Source organism: Streptomyces sp. NBC_01264 (genome assembly GCF_026340675.1).
Classification (GTDB): Bacteria; Actinomycetota; Actinomycetes; order Streptomycetales; family Streptomycetaceae; genus Streptomyces.
On the sequence record NZ_JAPEOX010000002.1, the window covers coordinates 1,514,923 to 1,541,915 of the forward strand.

Sequence of the window (26,993 nt, forward strand, 5' to 3'; positions counted from 1 at the left end):
CGACCGGGATCCGCGGCTCCGTCAGCGCCGCCGGACGACGACGAAGTCGGCGAGTGCGGTGAGCTGTTCACGGACCTCTTCCGGCAGGTAGACCGCGTCGAGGGCCTCGAGGGCGGCGTCGTACTGCCGCCTCGCCTCGGCGGCGGTCCACGCGCGGCCCCCGGCCTCCTCGATCAGGGCGGCCCGGTAGGCGAACTCCGCCTCGTCGAAGAGCCCGTCCGGCACGGCTCCGGCGGCCCCGGCACCCGCGTCGGCCGCCAGTACCGCGGCGAGGTGTTCCGCGGCCGGGCCGCCGGCCTCCAGTGCCGCGCACACCGGCAGGGACTTCTTGCGCTGCTTGAGGTCGCTCCACGCCTGCTTGCCGGTCTGCTCCGGCGCGCCCCAGATGCCGAGCAGGTCGTCGACGGCCTGGAAGGCGAGGCCGAGGTGGTACCCGTAGCGTCCCAGGGCGTCGGCGGTCACGTCGTCGGCGCCGCCCAGGACGGCGCCTATGGCGACGGCGCAGGCGAGCAGCGCGCCGGTCTTGTTGCCCTCCATCTCCAGGCATTCGGCGACCGTCGCCCGGTCGCGCTGCTCGAAGGACATGTCCTGGGCCTGGCCGTCGATCAGCTTGCGGGTCGCGGTGTTCAGCAGGCGGGTGGCGCGGTTCGCCTCGACGGTGCCCAGTTCGAGCAGCACCTCGCCGGCGAGCGCCAGCAGCGCGTCCCCGACCAGGATCGCCTGGGCCGGGCCGTGCACCTTCCAGACCGTGTCGCGGTGGCGGCGCTGTTCGTCGCCGTCCATGAAGTCGTCGTGCAGCAGCGAGAAGTTGTGCACGAGCTCGACCGCGACCGCGCCGGTCACCCCCACCTCGGGCGGGGCGCCGGCGGCTTCGGCCGAGATCAGGGCGAGGGCGGACCGCAGGGCCTTGCCGCCGTCGCCGTCCGACGGGTTGCCCTCGGCGTCGATCCAGCCGAAGTGGTAGGCGGCGACGGTGTCCATGGGCGCCGCCAGCCGTCCGACGGCCTGGCGCAGCAGGGGCGCGGACAGGGTGCGCCCCCGCTCCAGCAGGCCGGGCACGTCAACGGCGCCGCGGGTCCTCGGCTTCACGTCCAGACGGGTCATGGTGTTTCCTCCCAGAGGGGCCGGGCACCGTGCAGCCAGGCCATGTGCTGGTACATGTCGTCCTCGCCCATGGACCGCAGCATCGCGTTGCGCACGCGGGCGGCCTCCCCGGCGGGGTGGTAGAGCTGTTCCCCCATCTCCCTGGCCAGGAGCTGGATGCGTGCGGTGCGCCGACGCCGTTCGGCGTTGTACTTCTCCAGGCGCTCGGGTACGTCACCGAAGGCCGCCCCGCCGAGGACCTCGCCGAGCACCACGGCGTCCTCCAGGCTCTGGCACGCGCCCTGGGCGGCGTACTGGAGCATCGGATGGGCCGCGTCGCCCAGCAGGGTCACCCGCCCGTCGGTCCACACGTCCACGGGGTCGCGGTCGCACAGCACCCACTCGCGCCACTCCTCGCCCAGTTCGAGGAGCCTGCGGGCCGGCCCGCGCACTTCCCGGAAACGGTCCCGTACGTGGTCCCGGGGCGCGGGCCGGCCCGACACGGCCGTGCCGGCGCCGTCGTCGATGGTCGCGGCGAGGTTCAGGTACTTGCCGCCCCCGATGACGTAGTGGACGAAGTGCCACCCGGGCGCCGCCCACAGCGTCACCGCGTTCCACCGCAGCTCCTCGGGGACCTTCCGCAGCGGTATCACCGAGCGGTAGATGGTGTGCCCGCAGATCCGGGGGTCGCCGTCGCCGACGAGCTGACCGCGGATCGCCGACCGGATGCCGTCGGCCCCGACGAGCAGGTCTCCCGAGAAGGTCCGGCCTTCCGCGGTGGACACGGTGACCCCCGAGGGGTCCTGCGCGTACGAGCGCACGGTGGCGCCGGACACCAGCTCGATGCCGTCCGCCGCACCGCAGGCCTCGAGCAGCGGCTGGTAGAGGTCGACGCGGTGCACCACCGCGTACGGGTTCGCGAACCGGCTGCGGTAGCGCTCGGTGACGGGAACGGTGGCGACGTTCTCGCCGGTCACCCCGTCCATGAACCGGAGTTCGGCGATGTACACCGCCCGCTCGCGCACCCTTCGGCCCACGCCCAGCCGGTCCAGGGCGTCGAAGGCGTTCGGGGCGAGCTGGATGCCCGCGCCGAGCTCGGTGAAGGCGCCGGCGCGCTCCAGGACCGTGACCCGGTACCCCTGCCGGGCGAGGGACAGGGCCGCGGCGAGACCGCCTATGCCCCCTCCGGCGACCAGTGCGTGCATCGTGGACTCCTCGGCGTTCATGCCCGCAGCACCCCGCCGAGCAGCGTGCCGAGGATCCGCCGGCCCTCCTGGGTCAGGACGGACTCCGCGTGGAACTGGACGGAGGCGAAGCGGCGGCCCTCCAGGGCGTGGACCTCTCCGGTGTCCCGGTCCCTGCTCACCGCCACCCGGCCGTGGTCGGGATGGTCGAGGACGTCGGCCCCGGCGCGGGCGGCGAACGTGTTGTAGAAGCCCACCCGTTCCCGCCCTCCCAGCAGGTCGATCTCCCGCTGCACCCCCTGGTTGGGCGTCGCCCGGCGGACCAGGTCGAGGCCGAGCACCCCGCTCAGCACCTGGTGGCTCAGGCACACCCCCAGGAAGGGCCGCTCCCGGGCGAGCAGCCGGGACACCTCGGCCCGCAGGTGCGCGATCTTCGGATGCCCGAGGTCCCCGGGGTCTCCCGGTCCGGGCCCCAGGACCACCACGTCGTGCGCCGCGGTGTCGTACGGCTCGTCGAACCGCCGTACGGTCACCTCGGCGCCCAGGGAGCGGATCAGCTGGGCGAGCATCGCCGTGAAGGTGTCCTCGGCGTCCACGACCAGGACCCGGCGCCCCGCCAGCTCGGCGGTGGCCCCGTCCCGGCCGCCCGGTTCGTCCAGCCAGAACCCGGCGACGGTCTCGTTGCGCAGGGCGAGCGCCGCGCGGACCTCGGGACGGTCGGCGAAGCGGCTGGGGGCGGGACCTGCCAGGGCCGCGAGCAGCCCGGCCGCCTTGGCCCGGGTCTCGCGCGCCTCGGCCTCGGGATCGGAGTGGCGCACCAGCGTGGCACCGACACCGATGCGCAGCCGGCCGTCCACGGCGATGTCCGCCGTCCGGATCAGGATGGCGGAGTCCAGGCTCCGGGCGCCCGAGGCGTCCCGCCCGATCAGCGCGGCCACGCCGCTGTAGTAGCCGCGTCCGGTGGTCTCGTGGCGGCTGATCACCCGGGCGGCGTTCTCCAGCGGTGCGCCGGTGACCGTCGGGGCGAACAGGGTCTCCCGGAGGATGTCGCGGACGTCGAGGTCGGTCCTGCCCTCGATGAGGTACTCGGTGTGCGCGAGCCGGGTCATCTCCTTGAGGTAGGGGCCGACGAGCCGCCCGCCGGACGGGCAGAGGCGGGACATCATCTTCAGTTCCTCGTCGACGACCATGTACAGCTCGTCGGCCTCCTTGCGGTCGGTCAGGAAGGACAGGACGCCGTCGAGCGTGGGGCCGCCCGGGGGGTAGCAGTAGGTGCCGCTGATGGGGTTCATCACCGCCGTGCCGCCCCGGACGCTGATGTGGCGCTCGGGGGTGGCGCCGATGAGCATCCGGTCGCCGGTGTGCACGAGGAAGGTCCAGTAGGCCCCCGCCTCCCGTTCGAGGAGACGGCGGAAGAAGGACAGGGCTCCGACGACCGAGCAGTCCGGCAGCCAGGCCGTGAAGGTCCGCCTGATCACGAAATTCGCGCCCTCGCCGGCGCCGATCTCGTCGGCGACCACCCGGCGCACGATGTCCGCGTACGCCTCGTCCGAGAGGTCGAACTCCTCGGACTCGACCTTGACGGGGTCGTCGGGCAGCCGGCGCAGGGCATCGGCGAGCGGGAGGTCCTGCCGGTCCGTGACGGTCAGCGCGATCAGCGGCTCGCCGTCGTCGAGGGCGGCGAACCCGCGCTCGGTGATCTGCCGGTACGGCACCAGGGCGAGCACCTCGCCGCCACCGCCCGCCGGGGCCGCGGGGTCCGGCAGCGGGAGGTCGGCCAGCGTCGCGCAGGCGGCCGTGTCGCCCAGCAGTACCTCCAGGGTGCCGGGGGTCGTGGACTGCGGGCGGTACAACAGCGCGAAGGCTCCCGTGGAGCCGTCCAGGACCCGGGCGAGGAGGTCGGGGGCCGCGGCGCCGGGCGGGGCCACGGCCCGGACCGCCCCGGTCACCGCCGGCCCCCTGCCGGTGCGGCGGCCAGCGCCTCGCACACGGAGGCCGTCGTCACCACGGCGGCGCACCGCTCGGCCGCGTACTCCAGCGCGAGCTGGTGGTAGGAGGCGGAGAAGTCGGCGACGGCGTCGCCCACGAGGAACGGCTGGATGTCGCGGGTGAACGCGTCCACCGCCGTCATCAGGACCCCCACGTGCGCGTAGACCCCGCAGATGACGAGTTGGTCGCGGCCCTCGGACCGCATCCGTTCCAGCAGGTCCGAGTTGAAGAAGGCGCTGTAGCGCCACTTGGTGAGCACCCAGTCGTCCGGGGTCGGTTCGAGTCCCGCGACGACCTGACGGTGTTCGGGCGACGGGCGCATCCCGGGGCCCCAGAAGTCCGCGAGCAGGCCCCGCTCGACGAGGTTCATCCCGCCGGGCTGGGCCGTGTAGGCGACCGGGATGCCGAGTTCGGCGCAGCGCCCGCGCAGCAGGATCGCGTTGCCCACGAGGGCGTCCCGGGGGGAGGTTCCCCTCTCGAACGGCCGAAGGAAGTACTCCTGCATGTCGTGGACGAGCAGCACCGCGCGCCGCGGGTCCACCCGCCAGCCGACCGCCGCGGGAGGGAACTCGCCGGGCAGGGGCATCGGGTAGGGATCGATGGAAGGGAGGCCTGCCATGCGGTGATCGGTCCTTTCGGGATGCGGTCGGTGGAGGGCGGGGCAACACGGGCAACACGGGCTACAGGGGCTACAGGGGCTACACCCCGAGCGTGGCCCCGCCGTCGACGGTCAGGCCCTGCAGGGTGATGTGCCCGGCCTCGTCCGAGAGCAGGAAGCGGATGGCGTGGGCGACGTCCTCCGGGCTCGCCACCTTTCCCAGCGGGATGCCGGTCCGGTAGGCGTCGGGGTTCCCCGCCACGGAGGCGGCGACCGCGCTGCCGTCGGCGTGCATGCCGTGCAGCATGTGGGTGTCCGTGGATCCGGGGGCGACCACGTTGCAGCGGACGCCGTACCGGGCTGCTTCCAGGCCCATGCACTTGGTGAAGGCGATCGCCGCCGCCTTGGAGGCGGCGTAGGCGGCCATGTGCGAGCGGGCGGTGCCCGCGGCGTTCGACGCGACGGTGACGATCGAGCCCCTGCGGCGCGCGATCATGCGGCTGACCACGGCGCGGGACACGAAGAAGACCCCGTTCGCGTTGACCGCGAAGGTGAGGTGCCACTCCTGGTCGCTCAGGTCCGCGACCTCGCCGAGGCGGAGCACGCCGGCGGCGTTCACCAGGTAGTCGATGGGCCCCAGTTGCTCCTCCACCGCCTCCACCACGGCTTCGACCTCGGCGCTCGACGTCACGTCCGCCGGGTGACCCCGTACGGGCAGGCCTTCGGCGGCGAGCTTCTCGACCGTTTCCCACAGCTGCCCGTTGTCCAGGTCCACGGCGGCCACCACCGTGCCCTGCTCGGCGAGCAGCCGGACCACGGCCGACCCGATGCCGCCGGCCGCGCCGGTGACCAGGGCCACTTTGCGGGCCATCCCGTCACTCATCCCGTCACTCATCGCGAGGCCAACGTCGATACGGGCCGGAGGGCGGACCGGTCGGCGAACTCTTCGGCAGCGGAAGCCCGTTCACCCACCGCGATCCGCCCCTCGGCATCACGCAGGGCGGCGATCTTCAACTGGCGGACGAGCATGAAGAGGCCGTAGGTCACGATCAGGGCGATGGCCGGGGCCCCGACGATGTACGCCCATACGTGCCGGATGCCGAACCGCCGGCTCTCCACGATCATGTACGCACCGACGGCCGCCCAGGTGAGCACCAGGTCCATGTAGACGAACTGGGTCGCCAGATTGGTCGTCGAGTCGCGCAGGAAGTTCTCGACGACCCCCAGCGCGCCGGCGTCGGCGTTCCGCACGACGAACGTGACGGCCATCCACCCCATGACGATCGAACCGATCAGGGCGGATGCCCCGTACAGGAAGCACAGCGCGCGGTCCTTCCCGCGCACCTCGCTCAAACGCGTCACAACTGCCTCCCAGGCATTGGATTTCGCCCCGCGGCCGACCGGCCGCGGGATCACCGTTCGTAGCTGTAGTCGTCCAGGTCGAAGTGGCGGGCCCGCCAGGCCGCTTCGTAGGTGGAGGCGGGACGGACCGCCGGCGCGTCTCCGTGCTCGTCCAGGTAGTAGCTGTTCGTGCCCCGGCAACTCGGGTCCAGGAAGACGGTGTTGCGCATGCGGCGCAGGTTCCGGCGGAAGGAGCCGTCGTGCTTCTCCGGGCGGATGACCGCTTCCGTGGCACGGCGCCGCCGGGCTTCGCCGATCACCCTCAGGGCGTGGGTCACCTGGTAGTCGATCATTCCGAACCAGGAGCCGCCGGTGAAGGAATAGGGGCCCACGATGAACCACAGGTTCGGGTAACCCTTGATCGACGTGCCCTCGTAGGTCTGGAACCGCTCGGTCTTCCAGAACTCCTTGAGGTCCCGGCCCCCTTGGCCGCGCATCGGGAACGGGGGAAGGTTGTCGAGCACGTGGAATCCGGTGGCCAGGATCAGCACGTCGAGGTTCTGTTCCTCGCCGTCCGTGAGGCGGATGCCGGACGGGGTGATCTCCTCGATGGGCTCGGTGACCAGCTCGACGTCGGCGCGGGTGAAGGCCCGCCAGTAGCCCTTGCTCAGCGAGGGCCGCTTGCAGCCCACCCGGTAGGAGGGCGTCAGCTTGCGCATCAGCGTGGGGTCGCCGCCCACCTGACGCCGCAGGTACAGCTTGGACGCCGCTTCCCCGGCCCTCGCGAGGAAGGGGAACCGCCGGTAGTGGACCATCGCGATCACGAAGCTGAGCTCGGTCACGACGTCGGTGAGCAGCCGGATCGTGCGCTGCGTCGCGGGAACCGTGCGGAAGAGCCGGCGGACGGCCTGCGGCACCGCGAAGTCCGGCTTCGGGAGCAGCCAGATGGGGGTCCGCTGGTAGACGTGGAGCTGTTCCGTGCGCTCGGCGATCTCCGGGACGATCTGGACCGCCGAGGCCCCGGTGCCGATGACTCCCACGCGCTTGCCGTCCAGATCCAGGGACTGGTCCCACTGCGCCGTGTGCACGAGGTCGCCCTTGAACGTGTCGAGGCCGGCGATGGCTGGGGTCTTGGGCTTGGTGAGCCATCCGGTGGCGCAGATGACGAAGCGCGCCGTCAGCGAGGTGCCGTCGCCGAGGACCATCGTCCACATGTGCGCCGATTCGCTGTAGGCGGCGCGTTTGACACGGGAGTTGAAGCGCAGGTGGGGCCGCAGACCGTACGCGTCGATGCAGTGGTCGGCGTAGGCCTTCAGCTCCTCTCCCGGAGGGAAGACCCGGGACCAGGACGCGAAGGGTTCGGCGGCGAAGGAGTAGGAGAAGGCGGAGATGTCCACGGCGACACCGGGGTACTTGTTGGCGTACCAGCTGCCGCCCACGTCGTCCCGCTCCTCCAGGACGACGAAGTCGTCGATGCCCGCCCGGCGCAGGCCGAGTGCGGCTCCGATGCCCGAGAACCCCGCGCCGATGACGAGGACTTCGTGGTCGGGATCGACCGGGCCCGGCGGCCGCGTCTCCCTCATGGCGCTCACAGCGCCAGGCCGATCGCCAGCAGGGACCCGAACGCGAGCAGCAGCAGACAGGTGTGCTCCAGCGCCGGAATCAGGTCGCGGCCGGCCGCTCCGCCCAGCACCCGGCGCACTGGCAGGACGGCGACCGGGGCCGCGCCGAGGACGAGGAAGGCCCCGGGCCGGGCGGAGGCGAGGAGCAGCGCGGACACGAAGGCCGCGGCGACGCAGAGGACGTAGAACTGCCGGGTCGGTCCGGCGCCCATCCGTACCGCGAGGGTGATCTTCCCCGCGGCCGCGTCGGTCGGGATGTCGCGGAGGTTGTTGGTGGTCAGCAGCGCGACCGCGAGGAAGCCGAGGGGCACGGACGCACCGAGGGCGATCGGGGGCAGGTGCACGAGCTGGATGGCGACCGGGGCGCAGACGAAGACGACCCCGTGGTAGAGGAAGATGCTGACCTCGCCGAGCCCGCGGTAGCCGTAGGGCCGCGCCCCGCCGGTGTAGAACCAGCCGCCGAGGGCCAGGGACACGGTCAGCGCGAGCACCCACCACGAGACCAGTACGGCCAGGATCACCCCGGCCAGGGCCCCGACCGCGAACAGGACCAGCCCGTGCCGGAACACCTGCCGGGGCGTGGCCTGTCCCGAGCCCACGAGCCGGGCCGGGCCCGCCCGGTGGTCGTCGACGCCGCGGATCCCGTCGCTGTAGTCGTTGAAGAAGTTGGTTCCCAGGACGAAGCCCAGGACGAGCACGGCCGTCAGTGCGGCGTGCCACCGGTCGACGGTCCCGGCCTCGGCGGCGATGGCGAGGCCCACCGCGAGCGGGGCGAAGGTGACGGGCAGGGTCTTGAGCCGTGCGCCGGCCACCCAGCCCCGCAGGGCGGCGTACCGCACCGGCTGCTGCTGTTGTTGCTGATGCTCCTGCTGCTGCTGAAGGCTCACTTCTTCGTCCCCGTGCCCAGGTAAAGGACGGACGTGGACTTGGTGCGCACCATGGTGACCTCGTCGAGCCGGCCGACCGCGAAGCGGGCCATCTCGCGCATCCGCGGGCGCAGGCCGAGGAGTTCGAGCTCGACGCCGTTCTCCCGGGCGGCCCGGGTCAGCCGCTCCCGGTTGACGAAGAGCCGGTGGTCGTGTGTGCCGCGGGGCGGCCGGCCGGGGAGGGGGAGGTTCTCGGCGAGGGTGATCGAGACCAGCCGGGCCACCCGGGTGTCGGCGATGGTGTCGACGATCAGCGTGCCGCCGGGACGCAGGACCCGGCACGCCTCCGCCACCACGGCGTAGGGATCCGGTACGTGCTCCAGGCACTGGCCTGCGGTGACCACGTCGAACGACTCGTCCTCGAAGGGGAGTTCGGCCACATCGGCCCGTACGACCTCGTCGAACCCGTGCCGCAGCGCCTCGCGGAGCGACATCTCCGACAGGTCGACACCGACCACGTGGTAGCCCTTGGCCGCCGCGTGCGGGCCGAACAGCCCCCCGCCGCAGGCGATGTCGAGCAGAGCGGCCTGCTCGTTCCGGGCCGGGGGAACGAATTCCGCACGGGCCCGTGCGATCCAGCTCAGTGGCGCGAGCGCCCCCCTGGGATCCCACCACTCATCGGCGAGCCCGTCGTAATCCGAGATGAAGTCCTGCCGGATTTCCGACCTGTCCTTTTCTTCACTGCGCGTAAGCAAAGCAGTTTACCTCCGCCCATCAGTCGCACTGCGGTCAGCCTTTCCGAGAAGCCTGACAGGGACTGATAGAGCCCCCATGGAGCATCCCTATAGCCGACGGCCCGCGAGCGGCCCGCGGCCTTCCGGAGCGGGGCCGCGTCCGGTTACTGTCCCCTGGATTCCCCGACTCCGCGAAAAAGGTGGCACACGATGAGCGCATTCAGCAGCGATTTCGGCCGGTCCCTCTCGATCACCCCCGAAAAAGTGGTCCGGGAAGGGACGGACGGGGAGATCGGCGGCCTCATGGCCGACGCGGCCGCCTCCGGCAAGGACACGGCGGTACGGGGCGTCGGCCGCTCGTGCAATACGCAGACGCTCGCGTCCGGGACCGTGCTGGACAATTTCCGCGAGGACGCGGAGCCGCGCTTCACGGGCGGGGAGCACCTCGTGGAAGTCCCGAGCGGAATCACCTGGCTCGCGCTGGAGAAATGGCTGAACGGGCACGGGCGCGCCAACCCCGTCCTGCCCAGCTATCTGAATCTCACGGTGGGCGGGACGCTGTCGATCGGGGGTTTCGGACACGGTTCCCTGCGGTCGGGACTTCAGATCGACCAGGTGGAGGAGATCGAACTCGTCGACGGAACGGGACGTTCGCGCACGTGTTCCCGCCAGGAGAATGCGGAGTTGTTCCGGTTCGCCCTGGGCGGCCTGGGACAGGTGGGTTTCATCAGGACCGTGGTGCTCCGTACCGCGCCGTACCGGGCGGTCACTCCGGTCTCCCGGATTCCGCACACGGGAATATCGGAACTCGCGGAATTCATGAAGAACGTCGCCGACGATCCTGCGGTTTCCGGCTATTTCGGCATGTACGACCGGACCTCGTGGTATTCGCAGATCGCTCTCGCGGCCGAGCCCGCGGAAGCCGTGGAGGCCGGCGAACCGGGCACCGTGCTGCCCGCACCGGACTACTCCCTGCTGCTGCACCAGGAGGTCGACCAGCACCTCCTGCCCGTCCTCGAGGACGCATCCCGCGTGAACCTCTGGGCGGACTACGTCTTCGACGGGGCGGGTTTCGAGGGGATCACGAAGACGCTGGAGGAGCTGACGCGCGAATCCCCGTTCGCCGACAACCTGATCAGCCTGTACTTCCTGGTCATCAAGCGTCCCGAGGGGGCGACGCCGTTCGTCTTCGCGCCGTCGCTCGACACCCCGGTCCAGTACGGGATCGGCGTGTTCACCACCATCGAGAAGTCCGACTCCCACGCGGTGGCCGAAACCCGCAGGGTGCTGCGCGAGCTGCTGGCGGCCTGCGCGCAGGCCGGGGGGCGCCCTTACCTGTACGGCTGCCACGAGCTGGACGCGGAGCTGCTGGAGGGCTTCTACGGTGCGGACGCGCTGCGGCGGCTGGAGTCCCTGCGCGAGGAGCACGCGCTGACCCGCTTCAACCCGCGGGCCTTCGGCGGCGTACGGCCGTGAGGAACGCGCGCAGGGGCGCGACCTGTTGAGGTCGCACCCCTGCGCGCGTCGATGCTGTGGAGCCGTCCGGCCGTGGCGGCCGGTCCGGCTCAGGCCTCGGGGTTGCCGCCGAAGCGCTCCCGGTACGACTCCAGGTCGTCGTCGGTGATCTTCGCGAAGAGCACCGGCGGAACCGTGAACGGCGTGCCCGCCGGCACCGCGTCGAGGGACGTGGCCTGCTCCGGGGTGATCCACGTCGGGGTGTCGTCGGCGAGGTCGAACGCGGAGCGCATGGCGCGCGCCGAGGCCGGGATGAACGGCTCGGAGACCACCGAGTAGAGGTGGATGAGGTTCATCGCCGTGCGCAGGGTGAGCGCCGCGCCCTCCAGGTCGGTCTTGACCTCCAGCCAGGGCGCCTTCTCGTCGAGGTAGGCGTTTCCGGCGGACCACAGGGCGCGCAGCGCGGCCGCCGCCTTGCGGTACTGGAGCGCGTCCATGTGGCCCTCGTACTCGGCCAGCAGCTCGGCGATCTGCGCGCCCAGCTTGGCCTCGGCCTCGCCCGCGGGGCTGCCGGCCGGAACCTCGTCGCCGAACTTCTTGCGGGAGAAGGTCAGTACGCGGTTGACGAAGTTGCCCAGCGTGCCGCCGAGGTCCTTGTTCACCGTGGCGGTGAAGTGCTCCCACGTGAAGGAGGAGTCGTCGGACTCAGGCGCGTTGGCGATGAGGAAGTAGCGCCAGAAGTCGGCCGGAAGGATCTCCAGCGCCTGGTCGGTGAAGACGCCGCGCTTCTGCGAGGTGGAGAACTTGCCGCCGTAGTACGTCAGCCAGTTGAAGGCCTTGACGTAGTCGACCTTCTTCCACGGCTCGCGGGTGCCCAGCTCGGTGGCGGGGAACATCACCGTGTGGAACGGGACGTTGTCCTTGGCCATGAACTGCGTGTAGCGCACGTCCTCGGCCTCGTACCACCAGGACGTGTAGTCGCGGTTCTCGGGGTCGCCGTCCGCCCACTCCTTGGTGGAGGCGATGTACTCGATCGGCGCGTCGAACCAGACGTAGAACACCTTGCCGTCGGCGGCCAGCTCGGGCCACGTGTCGGCCGGGACCGGGACGCCCCAGTCGAGGTCGCGCGTGATGGCGCGGTCGTGCAGGCCCTCGGTCAGCCACTTGCGGGCGATGGAGGACGCGAGCTGCGGCCACTCCTCCTCGTGCTCCGCGACCCAGGCCTCGACCTCGACCTGCAGCTTGGACTGGAGGAGGAAGAGGTGCTTGGTCTCGCGGACCTCGAGCTCGGTGGAGCCGGAGATGGCCGAGCGGGGCTCGATCAGGTCCGTGGGGTCCAGGACGCGGGTGCAGTTCTCGCACTGGTCGCCGCGGGCCTTGTCGTAGCCGCAGTGCGGGCAGGTGCCCTCGACGTAGCGGTCCGGCAGGAAGCGGCCGTCGACCGGCGAGTAGACCTGCCGGATCGCGCGCTCCTCGATGAAGCCGTTCTTCTCGAGCTGGCGCGCGAAGTGCTGGGTGATCTCGCGGTTCTGCTCCGAGGAGCTGCGGCCGAAGTAGTCGAAGGACAGCTCGAAGCCGTCGTAGACCGCCTTCTGGGCGTCGTGGGCCTGCGCGCAGAACTCGGCGACCGAGAGGCCGGCCGCCTTCGCGGCGAGCTCGGCGGGGGTGCCGTGCTCGTCGGTGGCGCAGATGTAGAGGACGTCGTGGCCGCGCTGGCGGAGGTACCGGGAGTACACATCCGCCGGAAGCATCGACCCGACCATGTTGCCCAGGTGCTTGATCCCGTTGATATAGGGAAGCGCGCTGGTGATCAGGTGTCGAGCCATCCTCGGATGCTCCATTTCATATATGCCGGTACAACGTGACGTGCGGTTCATCGTATCGAACCGCCGAAACGCCACGCCCCGCATTTCTTCGGGGTGGACTGGGGTACAGCACAGCACTGCGGAACCGCAGAACTGACGGGTGCAACGCAAAAGCGAGGACTGTGACCTCTCCGTCACGGCCCTCGCGCTGCGGCCATGGTACAGCGGGCCGGGCAGCCGCCGAACCGCCGTCCGCCCCGGTGGGACACCGCCCGCGGCCGCCCCGTCGCCGGTCCGCAGGGCGGCCCGGCGGCGGGGTCAGTCGCGTCCGCCCCGGGCGCCGTCGATCGCGGTGATCCGGGCGCCGCTCGCGAGCTTGCCCGTCAGCGTGGCCGCAGGGCCCTGCGGACCGGCGACGGGGGCGGTCAGGGTCCGGCCGGTGGCCTCCGCCCGGACGGCGCCGGCCGCCGTGATGCCCGCGACCTCGCGGCTGCCGGCCGCCAGCAGGTACCAGCGGCCGGCCGGCGACCTCCACCGGGTGCCCGCGAGCAGGTGCTGCCCGAACCGTCCGCACGCGGCCGTCCCGCGGGACCGCGCCACGTCCTGCGGAGCTCCGGCCGGCAGGCGCAGCTGGACCAGGACGTCACCCGGGCCGGCCCAGCCGGAGGCACGGGTGCAGGTCCACACGGCCCGGCCCGCGCCGTCGGGGAGTTCGGAGTCGGCGAAGTCCCAGATGTTGACGGCCCGTACCCCGCCGGCGCCGTACTCGCGCAGCCGGCAGGCGACCGGCGCCCACGCCGCCCGCGCGGCCGGGCCGGTGGCCTCGCGCGGCTGGCGCGCCGCCACCGCGCCCGGACCGTCGGGCAGCGGCGTGTAGGTCAGGTGTACGGGGGTCAGCGCGCCGAGGTCCGCGAGGACGAAGGCGTGCTTCTCCACGATCCGGGCGGAGGAGGTCAGCTCCAGTACGGGCCATGCCGCGCAGGCTCCGCCGGTGCCGCCCTCGCCGGCGCCGTCCGTACGGGGTACCGCGGTCTCCTCGGTGACCCCGTCGGCGGAGACGGCCAGCGGCTTGGTCCCCTCCCCGGTCCGGAGCAGGTCACGGGTGCCGGCCCGGGCGATCCAGGGCGCGAGCAGGTACCTGGCCCGGCCTCCGTCCGTGCTGCCGCTCCCGTTTGCACTTCCGCTCCCTGTTCCGTTTCCGGGGGAACGGAACAGGGTCAGCGCGGCGGCGGTGGTCACGTTCGCCTCGTCGGTACGGGCGAAGGCGAGCTCCCGGCCGCGCGGCCCGGCGGGGCCGTCGGCGCCACCGGGGCCGTCGGCGGGCTCGCCGTACCGAACCACCCGGTCCCCGTCGAGCAGCACCACCACCGCCCGCCCAGCGAGGTCCCCCGCGTACAGGAGCTGCGGTGCGCGCAGCGGGGCATCGGTGGCCGTCCCCGGCGCGGCCGTCACCGCCACCTCCCGGGGCCGGGTGGCCCAGGCGCCCAGGGCGCGGGCGAGCAGGCCCCGGTCCGCGGTACGGGCGCCGCGCGCGGGCCAGGCGGTGAAGTCGACGCGGGCGGTGTCCGCCCAGGCCTCCGCGGGAACGCGGACCAGCCGGGCGGGGTCCAGTGCCCCGGAGACGGCCGGCCCGGCGAGCGGCGAGGCCTCGGGGCGGGGCGGCGTCCCGTCGGCCGCGAGGATCCCGGCCGCCAGGGCCAGGGCCAGGGCGACCGCGGCGGTCCAGCCGGCCCGGGTGCGGCGCCGTCGGCGCAGCAGGTCCGTGGGGCGGGCACTGACGACGGCGGCATCGACCGCGACGCCGCCCGGCCCCCGCAGGAGCGTTTCCCCACCGGACTCCCCCGCACCGGCTCCGGCACCGGAGCCAGGGCCGAAAGCAGGGCCGGGGCCGAAACCGTGGCCGGGCCCGGCGCCGGCCGACGCCCCGGCCCCCGATCCGGCCCACGTTCCGCGGCCCGCCCGGGGAGCACCGTCGCGCACCGCGTGCGGTCCCGTCGCCGACGGCCCCGCTCCCGCCGACGGCCCCGCTCCCGCCCACGGCCCCGTGCCCGGCACCGCGGTGGTGGCGCCGCCCGGTGCCCCGGGGGCCGCCCCCAGGGGGCCCGGGGCACCCCCCGCCCACTCCCCCCAGGCGGCCAGCGCCTCCCGCACGGCGTCCGCTGGGTCGGCCACCCCGGCCGCGCCGAGCAGCCGGGCCACCGCTTCCTCGGGCAGGCCGTCCATGCCGTGCAGGACGAACGCGGCCCGGACCGGCCCGGGCGCCGCGCCCAGCACCCGGGCCGGCTCGTCGATCCCGCCCGCCGGGGGCCACAGCCGCAGCCCCCAGACGAAGGGCGGCACCGGCGGCCAGCCGAGCCCGGCCGCGGCGAGGCGGGTCCGGCCGGACGGAGCGAGGCTCGCGCGCAGGACCCGTAGGCGCACCTCGGTCAGGGGGCCGCCCGGCCCGTCGGGACCGGCCGGGGCCTGGGTGCTGCCGCGCCCGCCGCGCGGAAGCGCCCTCTGGACCGCCTTGTGCGCGAGGAGTACCCGGGTATGGCGGCCCAAGGCGACCGGGAGCGTCACGTAGGCGAGCCGTACCAGTTGGGGGTAGTGCTCGACGAGAACGGCCTCGGCCTGCTCCACGGCGGTGGAGCCGAATCGCTGTGTTGTACCCACGCTCCGACAAACGAGTGAATCTTGGGATGGTCACACGCCGTGCTCTCCGGCGGGGAACGAAACGGGCGCACGGGAGAACGGCATATGCGTTTGCGCTGGTTGAGCGCGCGTGCGATCGACTTCGATCAACGCGCGATCATCACCGAACGTAATTCTTCCAGCTTTCGTCTCTGCGCCCTCCGAGTGCGCCCGCGCTGATTTCCTTGCCCCGCACACGGGATGGGGTGGAGCGGTGAGCGATGGCAGCGGTCTTCCGGAGGAGTCCGGTGGCGGGGCCGTGGGTCTGCCGAGCCGGCGACGGCGGCCGGCGCCCATGAGCCAGTGGAATGCGACGGCGCGCCTGTCGTACTGGGCCTTCCACGCCGACCGGCGCCCGGCCTACATGCGGTTCGCGTACCTGCAACTGGGATCGGACGCGGCGGCCGAGGAAGCGGTCGACGCCGCCTTCGACTCGATCATGGGCGAATGGCTGCGGATGCTGCACATGGACCGGCTCGACGCCTACGCGTGGACCGTCCTCAAACAGCGGCTGATCGACCGGCAGTTCCGCCGCAGCCCCGGGCCGGAGCCGATGGACACCAGTGCCTTCGAGGCGGCGCTCAAGGAGGCCCACGCGAAAGCCGACCAGTACGAGGTGCTCACCGACACGATCCGCTTCTACTCCGCCGTCTCCCGGCTCGCCGAACGGCAGCGCGACGCCGTGCTGTTGAGGTACGGACTCCAGTGCACCCCCGGCGAAGCCGCCGCGATCATGGGTGTGGACGAGGCCACGGTCCGCTCGCAGCTCGGCCAGGCCCAGCGACGGCTCGCCCGCCTGCTCGACACCGCGGCCGAGTCATGAACCGCAACACGAGCCGCGGAACCCGCCGCGAGGACGGCGGACTCCCGCGTTCCCTGGAGCAGTTCCTGGCCCGGGCGAGCGTGCGCGACCGCTATCCGCACTACGACCTCGGCGCGGCGGAGGCCCGGCTGCTGCGGGGCACGGACGCCACCTCCGGGGCATCGAGGCCCGTCCCCGCTCCGGCTCCCCGGCGGGGCGGAACCCACGCCCGGCGCCGTACGCTGGGCTGGAGCGACCCCCTGCGCGATCTGCCCCTGGACTCCGAGCGGGCCGGACGCGACCTCAAGGCCGCCTGCCTGGCCTCCGTGTGCGCCACGGGGGCCCCGGAGCGGCTCGACGCCTTCGAGAGCGGCGGCCACCTCGACCTGCCCGGAGCGGTGGTCTTCGGCTGTCTGCTGCACCTGGCCGGACTGCGCGAAGGGGCCCGGTTCTGGTGGCAGTTCGCCGCCGGGTCCGGGCGCAGCCGGACCTCGCACGCCGCGTACTGCCTCTTCCTCGACCACTCGCGGCGCGGCGAGCACCACGACGCCCGGGTCTGGGCCCGGGAACTGGGCCGGCGCCGTTTCCGGCCGGGCGGACGGCGGGAGCTCCGCGAGGTACGGCTGTGCGCGCAGGCGGCCGTCCTGCGCTACGTCGACCAGTTCGAGGACCCCGACCTGGGCCCGGTGCCGCTGCCCAGGCCGGGGGTGTCCCGGGCACTGGACGCGTTCCGGCCGCCGGCCGCCGCCCCGCGGCCGCCCCGGCCGCCCCGGCTGGGGGCGGGCCCGCTGCGCCACCCCGCGCTGACGGCGGCGGCCCGCGGGACCGTCGTCCAGCCCGGCGGGGGCGAAGCCCTGGAGGCCGCGCGGCGCGCGCTGGCCGTCGTACGGGTCCTCCAGCGGCGGCCGCTCGGCGTACGGGCCGGGCGGCTCGCGCGGGAGGCCGGCCTGGCCGAGGCGGAGCTCGGGCCGCTGCTGTCGATGCTCTGCGAGGAGGAGTACGCGTACCGCCCCGGCGTCGGGGTCTACGCCCCGGGGCCGGCCCTCGACCGGCTCGCGGCCCCGGGCGGCCGGGGCCTGGCGGGCCAGTTGCAGCGCACGCTGGCCCTGGCGCGGGACAGCGCGGGCGCGGCCGTGTACCTGAGCCGGTACGCGGAGGGGGAGGTCCGGATCACCCAGATGGCGGACGGGCCCGGCGCCCCGCCGGTTCGGGAGTGGGTGGACTTCCGGGACGCGGCGCACGCCAGCGCGGTGGGCAAGTGCCTGCTGAGCCAGCTCGACCACGACGGCCGCGCCGACCACGTGGCCCGGCACCGGCCAGCCCGGCTCACCGAGCGGACCATCACCGACAGCCGGGCCCTGTTCAGCGCGCTCGATGCGGTGGCACCGGGGTCCCCCGTCTTCGACCTGCGCGAGTACGCCCCCGGTGTGGTGTGCGCGGCGGTGCCCCTCGCGCTCGGCGACGCGGCGGGCAGCCTCGCGCTGTCGCTGCCCGGGGGGCACGCGCACCGGCTGGGCCGGGCCACCGAGGCGCTCCGGCTCAAGGCGGTTCCGGTGCTCCTGGCACTGCTGCTCGCAGGGGCGATCCCGCCGGACGGCGACGCGGACTCCCCGGAGGAGGCCCCGGGGACGGCGGGGACGGCGGGCGCCGCCGACGCGGCCGGGCCGGAACTCCGGGCGGAGCCGGAACCCCGGCCGATGCCGGTACCGGTCACGGCGGAGACCCTGCGCCAGCTGCGCAGGGTGTTCCGGACCCCGCTGACGCGGGCCACGGGCGGGGCCGACGGGCCGCACCTGGTCAGCGACACCGCGTCGGAGGCGGCGTACCTCTTCGACGCTCCCGAGGCCGACGGAGCCCCGGGCCTGGCGCTCCCGCGCACCTTCACCCCGCTGGTCCCGGGCAGCCTGCGGACGGCGGGCGGACAGGACGGGCTGGTGGTGCTGCGCACCTGACCGGGACCTTGGGAAGGGGAGGGAAGAGCGGGGTCAGGGAGTGACGGAGCCGGGCGCGCCGGGGACGAAGGTGGCCACGGCCGTGTCGAAGTGCCGCTTGGATTCGGCGAGTTCACCCACGGGGGCGGAGACCCAGATGTCGTACATCCGGCCGTTCTGGTCCCAGCAGAGGTCGTAGGTGTGCCGGGCCCCCTCGGCCGCGTCGAAGCCGTTCCAGCTGAACTCCCAGAGCGCCGCGGGGAGTCCGTGGCGGGTCGTCGGCGCGACCGAGCCGCCGCGATAACCGGCGTTGGTGTCCGGGCCGTTCGCGTGCGCCTGCCGCATCACGCCGAGCGGCCCGCCGGCCACCGGCATCTTCACCCGGATCCCGATGCGGAAGGCCCCGTCCGGGGAGACGTAGAAGACCCGTTGGTCGTCGGTGGCCCGCTGGTACCCCGCGGGCACGGCGATGGCGAAGCCCTGCGGATCGGCGAAGGTCCGGTACCCGGAGGGCGGCCCGCTCGGGGTCGGGGAGGGGCTCGCCGCGCCGCCGGGGGCCGCCGGCGCGCTCCGCGACCCCTGCCTCCCTTCGTTCGCTCCGGACAGCAGGTTCAGCGGGTCGGCGCCCACCACCACGCCGGCCGCCACCAGGACGGCGGCGGCCGCGATCAGCCCGATGCGCAGGCCCGTCCGGATGGCGACGCGCTGCCTGGCCGTCGGGCGCGGAGCGACGGCCGGGGCCGTCAGCCCCTCGGACTCCGGCGTCGGCGCGGGTCCGGCGGCGGGGGCGTCGCCGCTCGGCGAATCGGACGGCCCGGCGACGGGTACGGGTACGGCTACGGGCCTGCGGTCGGCCGGCACGGTCATCGGCTCGGCGGCCGGGCTTCCGCCGGCCAGGTAGGCCGACAGCAGCCGGTCCGCCTCGGCCGCCGGCATCCTGCGCTCCGGGTCCCGTTCCAGCAGGCCCCGGATGACCGGCAGCAGCGGCCCCGCCTGGGCGGGCGGGCGGATCTCCGCGGTGACGACGGCGTGCAGGACACCGCCCAGCGAATCGCGCCGGAAGGGGGACTCCCCGGTCAGCGCCGTGCACATGAGCGTGCCGAGCGACCACAGGTCCGCGGCCGGCCCGGCCTCGCCTCCCCGCATCCGCTCGGGAGCGGTGTACTCGGGCGAGCCGACGAAAGCGCCCGTCTGGCTGATGGTGGTCGCCCCGGAGAACCGGGCGATGCCGAAGTCGGTGAGCACCACCCGGCCGGTCCCCGCCTCCATGAGGACGTTGGCCGGCTTCACGTCCCGGTGGAGCACTCCCCGGCCGTGCGCCGCGGTCAGGGCGCCGAGCAGGGCGAGGGCGGTCCTGGCCGTCTCGACCGGTGTCAGGGTCTTCCCGGCGGAGATCAGGTCGGCGAGGGACCCGCCGTCGACCAGTTCCATGACGATGCAGGGCCGCCCGCGGTGTTCGACGACGTCATGGACCACGACGACATGAGGGTGCCGCACGTGCGCCACGGCCCGCGCCTCGCGCAACGCCCCCGCGGCCACACCGTCCCCGTCGCCCTCGCCCGCGTGCAGTTCCTTGACGGCGACGGGACGCCCGAGCAGTTCGTCGGTGGCCCGCCAGACGGTCCCCATCCCGCCCCGGCCCAGCCGGTCCTCCAGGCGGTACCGCCCGGCCACCAGGACACTTCCGCGCACCTCGTCCTGTGCCACCGCGTTCCCCCCTCACGCCTCACCCGGTCCCGGAGCCATGATGCCGTAGCCCGCTCTCCCGGCGGCCCGAGCACGGCGCACTCTAGAATCGCGTCGGGCGGCACCTGCACAGCTCTACGGGGGGCACACGTGGAACCCACAGCCATCGGGCTCAAGTTGGCGACGGCCGTGATCGGCCCGCTCGTCAGGAAGTTCTTCGTCGCCGACGCCCCCGGGGCGGGTCTGGTCGACAAGCCGGTCCGGCTCTCCGGGTACGTCTCCTTCAAGGGCGAGAAGCGCACCCTCACCGAGTCCGACGTACGCACCCTGGCCGCGACCCTCGTCGCGCAGGCCCTGAGCACGGGCGAACGCCGGATCCCGCAGGACGAGCACGAGGCCGTCACCGACGCCCTCGCCAGGACCCTGCACGCCCTGGGCGACCTCACGATCACGGACGTCGACGCGGTCCGCCTCGGCCCGGAGGCCTTCGCCGGTGAACTGCGCCGCGCGGCCGACCGCCCGGAGCGCCACCTCTCCGCCGACGCCACGCACTTCTACGAGGCCCTGCTCGGCGTCGCCTCCCTGCACATCCTGGAGTTCTTCACCCAGCGCAAGACCTTCACGGCGCACGCGCTGGTCGGGCAGACCCGGGCGGTCACTGAGCTGACCGCCAAAACGGACGAGTTGATCCGACGCACCCCGCTCCCCGACGCGGCGGACGTCGCGTTCGAGGCCACATACCTGCCCTACGTGGCGAGGAAGCACTCCAAGCTCACCATCTACGGCATCGACCTGAGCAATTCACCGACGCGCTGGCCGCTGGACGTGGCGTACCTCAGCCTGGAGGCGGCCCCGCTGGGACGCACGGAGATCTCCTGGGACGCCTACGAGTCCACGGACGACTTCCTCGCTATGCAGCGGACCCTGGAGCCCCAGCCCGCCGATCAGGCACTGGCCCGCACGCCCCGGGTCCTCCTGCGGGGCGAGGCCGGCTCGGGCAAGACCACGCTCGTCCAGTGGCTGGCGGTCACCGCCGCACAGCAGGACCGCCCGGACCGGCCGGCGTACCTCCGCGGCCGGATCCCCTTCGTACTCCCCCTGCGCACCCTCACCCGCCACGGCGAACGCCTCCCCGCCCCCAAGGACTTCCTCGCCGCGACCGGCTGCCCCCTCGCCGGCTCTCAACCCGCCGGATGGGAACACCGAGTGCTCACCGCCGGGCGGGGACTCGTCCTCGTGGACGGCATCGACGAGGTCCCGGAGCCGGAACGGGAGCGGACCCGCCGCTGGCTGCGGGACCTCATCGACACGTACGACGGCGACAACCGCTGGCTGGTCACCTCACGCCCGTCGGCCGTGGGTCAGGACTGGCTCACGGAAGAGGGTTTCGGTGAACTGGCGCTGTCCTCCATGGGCGTCGCAGAGACGGCCACCTTCATCAAGCGCTGGCACGCGGCGGCCCTGGGCGAGTCCGGTGAGGGGGCCGAACTCGACGCGTACGAGGCGCAGCTCCTCACCGCGGTCCGCGCGAAGGCCGACCTCGGGAGGCTGGCCACCAACCCCCTGATGTGCGGACTGATCTGCGCGCTCCATCGCGACCGGCGCGGCTATCTCCCGTACGGCCGCAAGGACTTGTACGAGGCGGCCCTCTCGATGCTGATCAGCCGCCGCGACCGCGAGCGGGACATGGACGTCCCCGACCTCCGCGAGGAGCCGCAGCTCGAACTGCTCCAGCGCCTGGCCTACTGGCTGATCAAGAACGGCCGTACGGAGATGGACCGCTCCCAAGCCGAGGACATCATCGGCCGGGCCCTCCCAGCCGTCCCGGAGGCAGCCGCCCTGGGTGACGCCCCGGCCGTCTTCGAGCACTTCCTCCAGCGCAGCGGCCTGCTCCGCGAGCCGGCACCCGGAACGGTGCACTTCGTCCACCGCACCTTCCAGGACTTCCTGGGCGCGCGGGCGGCGGTGGAGGAGGGAGACTTCGGCCTGCTGGCCGCGCACGCGGCCGACGACCAGTGGGAGGACGTCATCCGCATGGCGGTAGCCCTGGCCCGGCCCCGCGAGCGGGTGACCCTCTTCGAGGGCATGTTGAGCCGTGGCGACGGCACCGAGGACCAGCGCGTCCGCTTCCGCGTCTACCTCCTCGCCGCCGCCTGCCTGGAGCACGCGACGACGCTGGAACCGGCGGTCCGCGAGGCAGTGGAGGAGCGCACCGCCAGCTTGATCCCGCCCATTGGCGGGGACGAGGCCCGCGCGCTGGCGGAGGTGGGCCCCCTGATCCTGGAGCTGCTGCCCGGCCCGGACACCGTCGATCGAGCGGCCGGGCGCGACGTGGTCATCGCGGCCTCCCACGTCGCGTCCGACGCCGCGCTGCCCTTCCTGGCACGGTACGCCGCCACCTGGGACTCCCCTCTCGCGATCCGCAGTCAGCTCGTGTGGTCCTGGCCCCGCTTCGACGCCGCCCGGTACGCGGACGAGATCATCGCGCTGCTGAACCCGAAGGGACTGGACTACACGGTCACTTCCGATGAACAGCTGCACCTCTTGGAACGGCTGGGCGTGCCGGTGGAGTCCTTGGACGTCAGGAGCGGGCCCTCGGCGGAGGTGCTCGCCTCGTACCTCTCCCGGCACGCACTGACGAGGTTGAGGCTCACCGAGCGCACGCTGCCGGACCTGTCGTTCCTGGCCGGCCAGCCGCGGCTCGAATCGTTCTCCGCTCACAGGTGCGATCCGGGCGTCGGCACGGATCTCCGGAGCTGGACGCTGACCGACCTCCATCCGAGCGCCCCCCTGCGACGCCTCCTCCTGTCGAGTGGCCCTGATGAATCCTGCGGGCCGGAACTCAGCGGGCTCGGCCGCTTCACCCTGCTCGAATCCCTCGCGTTCTCCGGTCCCGCGACGGCCGAGGGCTGGCAGGAGGCGGCCGGCCTACCGGCGCTCTCCGACCTCACCCTCGACGCGGCCTCCTTCGACGCGCTGCCGCCCGGCACGGTCCTGCCGGACGTCGTACGTCTCAACGTGAACGGCGTTGACGACGCACTCACCGCGCAGAAGATCATCGACGCGCTGCCGCACGCTTTCCCCCGCCTCACCGACTGCGGGCTCTGGGGCACGTCCGGCCTGAAGGGCACCATCGACGTCTCCCCCCTGGGGGGTGCACAGGCCCTGGAGAGCATCCGCATCAGCATGTACTCGACCCAGATGGACGGTCTCGACGGACTGCCCTCCCGGATCACCGTTCGCAGCGGCCTTCTGCTCAGACAACCGATCACCCTGGCCGGGCGGTCGACACGACCCGCCCGGTAAGGTGTCGGACCGTGGCTGATCGTCGAACGGCAATCATGGAAGGCGCCGCGCGGGTCATCGCCCGGCGCGGCGTCCGCGGCCTGCGCGTGGAGGAGCTCGCCGCCGAGGCGGGCGTGTCCACGGCCTTGATCTACTACCACTTCAAGGACCGCGCGGGGATCCTCCGCGCCACCCTGGAGTTCATCAACGACCGCGCCGGCCGCTACACCACGGAGCGCGACCCCGCCGATCCGCCGCTCGACGCCCTGGGCGAGCTGGAGCAGACGCTCCTGCTGGAGTTCCAGGACGACCCCGCGGTACGCGAGAACAGCACGGCCTGGGGAGAGCTGCGGGCCAGTGCGGTGTTCGACCCCGACCTGCGGGAAGACCTCGCCGGCGCCACCCGGGTATGGATCCAGGAGGTCGGCGACCTTCTCGGGCAGGTCCGCCCCACGGCCCCCTCCGCCGCCCTCTCCGGCGCCGCCGAGCGGCTGACCGCCCTCGTGGAGGGGCTGAGCTCGCGCTGGCTCAGCGGCAGCCTGCCCCTGGCGCACGCCCGTGAGCTGATGGTGTCCTCCATCGCTGCCGAGCTGGACCGCCTCGCCCGCACGACCTGAGCCGCAGGCCTCGTAAGGGACGTGAGGGGCCCCCATCCGTGACGGTTCGAAGGGGCTGCCCCACGTGATCGGAGCGGTCTGGCCGCAGGCGATCACGCAGAACAGCTCCAAGGCCACCGTTCGCCGGACGGACCCCCGCCCGGCTGTTCCGGAACCGCACGGCCCCGGAGGTGACGCCCGCCCGTGGTGCGGGCGGGGGTTCCTTCCGGGGCCGTGCGGCGGGCTGTCCGGAGTCAGCGGCGGCGGCGGGCTGCGATCAGCAGGGCCGCTCCGATCCCGGCCGCGCCCAGGGCGCCGGCGCCCCACCACATGGCGTTGCTACCAGTGCTGGCCAGGACCTGGTCGACGAGGGATTTCCCGCCGTCATCGGCGGGCGGGGTCTGACCGTCACCCGGCGGCGGGGTCTGATCGCCAGGCGCGTCCGGGCCGTTGGGCTTGTCGGGGTCGTTGGGCTTGTCCGGGTTGTCATTTGGCGCGTCGGCGGTGACCTTCACCTGGGTGCTGGCGCAGATGTCCTGGCATTCCTGCGGGTTGGCCGCATCCGAATGGACCGACAGCACGTCGAAGGTGAAATCCTTCGCCTCCTTCGGAATGAAGGTCAGTGTCAGCGACTTCTCCTGGCCTGGCTTCAGATCACCCACCTTCCAGGTCCCCTCGTTGCCGAAGTCGGAGCCACCGTCATGGGTCAGGCCCTCCACCGGCGGGATGCCCAGCTCGGCCACGGTCCCGCGGGCCGTGGACGGACCTTCCTTGTTGGCGACCGTGACCTTCACCCTGGCCTGCTCACCCACCTTGACCGAGTCCTTGCCGTCGACCGGCGTGATCGCGACATCCAGACCCGCCACCTGCTGCACGGCAACCGTGCTCTCGGCCGTCTTGATGCTCTTGGACTCGTCCAGCGGCGTCGTCGACTTCTTCACCGTCGCCCGGTAATCCAGCTGGTCGTGGTCAGGCAGCACCGTACCGGTCAGCTTCAACACCGCCGCGCCACCAACCGGCACATCGGCCGGCTTCCACAGACCGTCCTCGTACGAGCCCCCGCCCTCCAGCACGGACTCCGCCCCGGTCACCCCGGCAGGAACCGGAACCTCGATCTCCAGCCCCTTCGCCTGCGACACACCAGGATTCGCCGACTTCACCGTCCACGACACCTTCTGCCCCGGCAGCGGACGCGCGTTCGTGCCCCCCTCCGGAACGACCGTCACCAGCGAGGCAGCACGCTGCACCACATGCAGCTCGCTGACCGCCACATGGCCGGCCATGTCATTGCTCTCGTCACAGGGCTTGTACTCACCGGGGAAACCAGACGCGGTCCCCACGACACACACCCGATGAACGGTCTTCTCCTGATCAGCGGGGACGATCCCCTTCACCGTCAACTCGACGGTCTCACCGGCCGCGACGCTCGGGATGGTCCACACCCCGTCCTTGTAGTACGTCCCGTTCGGACCGGACGGGTCTTCCGCCCTCATGCCCGTGGGCATGACATGCGCGACCTTCACACCCGGAGCCGTGGAGGGCCCATCGTTCTTCACACCGATCGTGTACGTGACCGACTCACCCGGCGTGTACTCCTCCGAGGCACCACCAGCGGACGGCGCCGCCGACACAGCCACCTTCAAATCGGCCTTCCGCGCCACCTCCACAGACGTCTGGGACATGTTGTTCGCCAAATTGGTCTCTGTCAGGTCTTTGTACGAATCCGGGTCGATGTCCGCCTTGAAAGCCAGTCGCGTTCCGTCGGCCGGCACCGTCACCGGCAACGTCAAGGACGCCTGCCCGTTGGCCTGCATCTGACCGATCGTCCACTCCCCGGTGGCCTTGTCGTAACCGGGAGACGACGGCTCACCCGGTTCAATGCCCTCAGGAAGGTGGACACGCACCTTGAACTGCGCGGTGGGCGAAGGGCCGGCATTGCTGGCATCGACGACCAGCCGTAGCTTTTGCCCCGGCTTCACCGCACTGCCCACCGGCAGCTCATCTCCGGATTCACCGTCCAGGATCTTGGTCCGCACACCCAGATCTATCTCATTGACAGAGTTGCCCGCGTACCGTACGGTGCCGTCGCCGCCCGCCGGATTGTAAGTACTCGATGAGACCTTCCCGACAGCCTCGAGGGAACCGACATTATCCACAGTGCCCGAAAAGGTGATCTTCTTCGAGGCGTCCTTCGCCAGCGCACCTATAGGACATTCGGTGACATTGCCATCGACTACGCAACGATCGCCCTCCGGCGCTTTGAAATCCTTAATCCCTACCGGCTTCTCTACAGAGAGCTTCACATTCTGCGCCGCATCCGGGCCGTGGTTCTTCATCACGAAGGCAACATCAGCCTTTTCGCCGCGCTGATACTCCGCCTGCTTCGTAAAACCACCTGCTTCGAAGCCGACATCCGCATGCGCGACTTCAAAGGTGACCGAATCCAGGTTCTCTCTCCATCTACCATCGAGCCTGACTTCGATTTTCTGCGAAAATGACTTCCCCTTGCCCAAGTGGCTGGGATCAACCTTGACCTGATAGGTGACCGTTCGCTTGTCGCCCTGCTCCAGCCCTCCCTCCTGGCCACTGCCGATCGGGATGGTGAGCCTGCGGCCATCCACGGTTACCCCGTCAACCTTGTGCACCCCGCCACCCTTGTGGTCGTCCACTTTTGCGGACCCGTCGACATATGCAATTCCGGGCGGAAGGACTGCACCAAGAGCAGCTCCAGCACCCGGCGCTCCGCCTTCGTCGGCAACATCGACTGCCACCTCGGCAATACCGTCGACCTCCAACGGCACGGTAGACTGCTTTGCCTTTACGGCGATAACAGGTGCGTACTCAATTTTCACGTTTGTCAGCGCGATACCGTCGTATTCTGATTTGAAAACGGCAGTCACCTTATCCGTGTCTCCGGAGCTTTCACCCGTGACATGTTTCCATGATGCGTCGACCTCCACGCTACGGTTAGGCAATCCATCATGGGCAGGAAATTCAGGGCTAGGAATATCATTGACACCATACAAAAGCCTTCCCTTGCCCCACAAGGTTTTCACATCGAAGCTGTATCGGAGCGTGCCCCTCGGCTTCATAGGGAATCCCTGCCAAATGGAGGAGTCTCTAGCCAGGACGACGTTTTGAGTTCCGCTACCGGGTGGCCCATCTTCTTTAGACATCGTGGGGAAAAACCAATCTTCTCTTCGATAACTAAAGAGATGCCAATTTTCCGGCGTCGCTTCCCAGCGAAGGGGTTTGCCGAGCACATGCCCTGGCATACCGAAGTTTCCGTTTTTGAAACCGGGCGGGGCATCCGAAACACCTGTATTTTGTTTGGTTTCAGCGC

Annotated in this window: 17 protein-coding genes and 1 pseudogene; 5 read left to right on the plus strand and 13 right to left on the minus strand. The window is 71.8% G+C overall.

Going from position 1 to position 26,993, the window contains the following annotated elements:
* Window positions 1–21: 21 nt before the first annotated feature.
* The 9 genes from OG435_RS39880 to ubiG form a co-directional block, all read right to left on the minus strand.
* Window positions 22–1,104, minus strand: a complete 1,083-nt coding sequence (locus OG435_RS39880; RefSeq protein ID WP_266884833.1) for a polyprenyl synthetase family protein — start codon at window positions 1,102–1,104, stop codon at window positions 22–24.
* A complete protein-coding gene (locus tag OG435_RS39885; protein WP_266884835.1) occupies window positions 1,101–2,309 on the minus strand; it encodes a 3-hydroxybenzoate 6-monooxygenase in 1,209 nt (402 codons plus the stop codon). Before OG435_RS39885 ends, OG435_RS39880 begins: the two co-directional genes overlap by 4 nt.
* The gene (locus tag OG435_RS39890) at window positions 2,306–4,195 is read right to left on the minus strand and encodes an anthranilate synthase family protein (protein ID WP_266886500.1); all 1,890 of its coding nucleotides are present in this window, start codon (window positions 4,193–4,195) and stop codon (window positions 2,306–2,308) included. The genes OG435_RS39885 and OG435_RS39890 overlap by 4 nt, the downstream gene beginning before the upstream one ends.
* A 17-nt stretch (window positions 4,196–4,212) precedes the next feature.
* Complete coding sequence (locus tag OG435_RS39895; protein ID WP_266884837.1) at window positions 4,213–4,875, minus strand: isochorismatase family protein; 663 nt, start codon at window positions 4,873–4,875, stop codon at window positions 4,213–4,215.
* A 79-nt stretch (window positions 4,876–4,954) separates the two neighbouring features.
* Window positions 4,955–5,725 (minus strand): 2,3-dihydro-2,3-dihydroxybenzoate dehydrogenase, encoded by a 771-nt coding sequence (locus tag OG435_RS39900; RefSeq protein WP_266886503.1) that lies wholly within the window; start codon window positions 5,723–5,725, stop codon window positions 4,955–4,957.
* A gap of 20 nt (window positions 5,726–5,745) precedes the next feature.
* Window positions 5,746–6,216, minus strand: coding sequence for a DUF2834 domain-containing protein (locus OG435_RS39905; RefSeq protein ID WP_266884839.1), 471 nt, complete (start codon window positions 6,214–6,216; stop codon window positions 5,746–5,748).
* Window positions 6,217–6,266: 50 nt separating this feature from the next.
* A complete protein-coding gene (locus tag OG435_RS39910) occupies window positions 6,267–7,778 on the minus strand; it encodes a flavin-containing monooxygenase (protein WP_266886505.1) in 1,512 nt (503 codons plus the stop codon).
* 5 nt (window positions 7,779–7,783) lie between these two features.
* Window positions 7,784–8,704: a 1,4-dihydroxy-2-naphthoate polyprenyltransferase gene (locus tag OG435_RS39915; RefSeq protein WP_266884841.1), complete on the minus strand. Its 921-nt coding sequence runs from the start codon at window positions 8,702–8,704 to the stop codon at window positions 7,784–7,786.
* Window positions 8,701–9,438 carry a bifunctional 2-polyprenyl-6-hydroxyphenol methylase/3-demethylubiquinol 3-O-methyltransferase UbiG gene (gene ubiG / locus OG435_RS39920; protein WP_266884843.1) on the minus strand — a complete coding sequence of 246 codons (738 nt, stop codon included), beginning with the start codon at window positions 9,436–9,438 and terminating at the stop codon, window positions 8,701–8,703. Before ubiG ends, OG435_RS39915 begins: the two co-directional genes overlap by 4 nt.
* Window positions 9,439–9,627: 189 nt before the next feature.
* Here ubiG and OG435_RS39925 point away from each other — a divergent pair, with 189 nt between their 5' ends.
* Window positions 9,628–10,893, plus strand: a complete 1,266-nt coding sequence (locus OG435_RS39925) for an FAD-binding protein (protein ID WP_266884845.1) — start codon at window positions 9,628–9,630, stop codon at window positions 10,891–10,893.
* Between the two features lie 89 nt (window positions 10,894–10,982).
* Here OG435_RS39925 and metG read toward each other — a convergent pair whose 3' ends face one another.
* Complete coding sequence (gene metG, locus OG435_RS39930) at window positions 10,983–12,698, minus strand: methionine--tRNA ligase (protein ID WP_266884846.1); 1,716 nt, start codon at window positions 12,696–12,698, stop codon at window positions 10,983–10,985.
* A gap of 297 nt (window positions 12,699–12,995) precedes the next feature.
* Window positions 12,996–15,332, minus strand: a complete 2,337-nt coding sequence (locus tag OG435_RS39935) for a hypothetical protein (protein ID WP_266884847.1) — start codon at window positions 15,330–15,332, stop codon at window positions 12,996–12,998.
* Window positions 15,333–15,645: 313 nt separating this feature from the next.
* Here OG435_RS39935 and OG435_RS39940 point away from each other — a divergent pair, with 313 nt between their 5' ends.
* Together OG435_RS39940 and OG435_RS50835 are read left to right on the plus strand one after the other, a co-directional pair.
* Complete coding sequence (locus tag OG435_RS39940) at window positions 15,646–16,173, plus strand: sigma-70 family RNA polymerase sigma factor (RefSeq protein ID WP_266884848.1); 528 nt, start codon at window positions 15,646–15,648, stop codon at window positions 16,171–16,173.
* 833 nt (window positions 16,174–17,006) lie between these two features.
* Window positions 17,007–17,726: pseudogene (locus OG435_RS50835) on the plus strand (IclR family transcriptional regulator domain-containing protein); the annotation flags it as partial.
* A gap of 411 nt (window positions 17,727–18,137) precedes the next feature.
* Here OG435_RS50835 and OG435_RS39950 read toward each other — a convergent pair.
* Window positions 18,138–19,712 carry a serine/threonine-protein kinase gene (locus OG435_RS39950; protein ID WP_266886507.1) on the minus strand — a complete coding sequence of 525 codons (1,575 nt, stop codon included), beginning with the start codon at window positions 19,710–19,712 and terminating at the stop codon, window positions 18,138–18,140.
* Window positions 19,713–19,919: 207 nt separating this feature from the next.
* On the opposite strand from OG435_RS39950, the gene OG435_RS39955 reads away from it, so the two are divergent.
* On the plus strand, window positions 19,920–23,075 hold the full coding sequence (locus OG435_RS39955) for an NACHT domain-containing protein (RefSeq protein WP_266884850.1): 3,156 nt from the start codon (window positions 19,920–19,922) through the stop codon (window positions 23,073–23,075).
* 11 nt (window positions 23,076–23,086) lie between these two features.
* Window positions 23,087–23,671: a TetR/AcrR family transcriptional regulator gene (locus OG435_RS39960; RefSeq protein WP_266884851.1), complete on the plus strand. Its 585-nt coding sequence runs from the start codon at window positions 23,087–23,089 to the stop codon at window positions 23,669–23,671.
* A gap of 233 nt (window positions 23,672–23,904) precedes the next feature.
* On the opposite strand, the gene OG435_RS39965 is transcribed toward OG435_RS39960, so the two are convergent.
* The gene (locus tag OG435_RS39965; RefSeq protein WP_266884852.1) at window positions 23,905–26,610 is read right to left on the minus strand and encodes a hypothetical protein; all 2,706 of its coding nucleotides are present in this window, start codon (window positions 26,608–26,610) and stop codon (window positions 23,905–23,907) included.
* Between the last annotated feature and the right edge of the window lie 383 nt (window positions 26,611–26,993).

Excerpts from the sequence above, each read along its gene's own strand:
- OG435_RS39880 (WP_266884833.1), bottom strand. The coding sequence starts at position 1,104 with ATGACCCGTCTGGACGTGAAGCCGAGGACCCGCGGCGCCGTTGACGTG.
- OG435_RS39885 (WP_266884835.1), bottom strand. The coding sequence starts at position 2,309 with ATGAACGCCGAGGAGTCCACGATGCACGCACTGGTCGCCGGAGGGGGC.
- OG435_RS39895 (WP_266884837.1), bottom strand. The coding sequence starts at position 4,875 with ATGGCAGGCCTCCCTTCCATCGATCCCTACCCGATGCCCCTGCCCGGC.
- OG435_RS39900 (WP_266886503.1), bottom strand. The coding sequence starts at position 5,725 with ATGGCCCGCAAAGTGGCCCTGGTCACCGGCGCGGCCGGCGGCATCGGG.
- OG435_RS39910 (WP_266886505.1), bottom strand. The coding sequence starts at position 7,778 with ATGAGGGAGACGCGGCCGCCGGGCCCGGTCGATCCCGACCACGAAGTC.
- OG435_RS39925 (WP_266884845.1), top strand. The coding sequence starts at position 9,628 with ATGAGCGCATTCAGCAGCGATTTCGGCCGGTCCCTCTCGATCACCCCC.
- metG (WP_266884846.1), bottom strand. The coding sequence starts at position 12,698 with ATGGCTCGACACCTGATCACCAGCGCGCTTCCCTATATCAACGGGATC.
- OG435_RS39940 (WP_266884848.1), top strand. The coding sequence starts at position 15,646 with ATGAGCCAGTGGAATGCGACGGCGCGCCTGTCGTACTGGGCCTTCCAC.
- OG435_RS39950 (WP_266886507.1), bottom strand. The coding sequence starts at position 19,712 with ATGGGGACCGTCTGGCGGGCCACCGACGAACTGCTCGGGCGTCCCGTC.